Annotated in this window: 2 pseudogenes; one reads left to right on the top strand and one right to left on the bottom strand. The window is 42.5% G+C overall.

The features are described 5' to 3' along the window. Positions 1–289: pseudogene (locus tag R8O11_RS26910) on the bottom strand (hypothetical protein); the annotation flags it as partial. Between the two features lie 76 nt (positions 290–365). Between R8O11_RS26910 and R8O11_RS26905 the strand changes: the two are divergent. Continuing rightward, a pseudogene (locus R8O11_RS26905) lies at positions 366–728 on the top strand (ATPase); the annotation flags it as partial. Positions 729–777 lie beyond the last annotated feature (49 nt).

Below are 777 nucleotides of genomic sequence, written 5' to 3'. Positions count from 1 at the left end.
CAGACACTTTTTCGCCTTTGTAAAGCGCATCAACTATCAGAGACTTATCATCAGGCTTGTTGTAAACGTTAACGCGACGCTCGATAACGTAATATTCCGTGATTTCAGGAGCTGGCGCTTCTAAATCCATGATGGGTTTGGAGGCATCCCCTTTATCTACAGGCGCCTTTTCCGTTTTAGCCGCAACAGGCTTTTCAGGTTCGTCTTTTTGCATAAAAAAGAAATAGTAACCAGCACCCGCGCCACCCAGCAGCAGAAGAATCAACACTGCGATGAGAACTTTTTTCATGTTCTTTTCCTTTTTATTCTTTGTGCTTATCTCGCCATCTATACTGTTTAGAGACGGTTAACTTACGTGAGCAATCATGATCAACAAACACTACTGGATGCTGATACTTATCTTGTTCCCTTTGCTAGGGTTCGCCAATGTTCAATGTAATCCATCTTCTTGGGATGACAATCTTACCCAATTCAACCGTTTAGAGTCCAACTACAATCAGCATGTTAAGGTGTTCAATACCTTGTTAAGTGAACACAAGCAGCGCCAATTGCTTTCGCAAACTTTTTCCACAGATGAACTCAGTTTGTTATGGCGCGCTAAGTACAATCAAAACCTGTTCCAAAATCAGCTAAAAGCCTCGGTTCAGTACAAAGAAGAGTTAACGCAAAAAGCAAATGAGCTTATCAAGCTTAGTACCGAGTCACAGTGGGCAGCGAATGGCTGGGATTAGCCCATCTTTATGACAAAGAAGCGAGTGCATTAAAATACGCCCAAGG

This window comes from Vibrio sp. 1288 (genome assembly GCF_033344475.1).
This window is presented reverse-complemented; position numbering and strand designations above follow the sequence as displayed.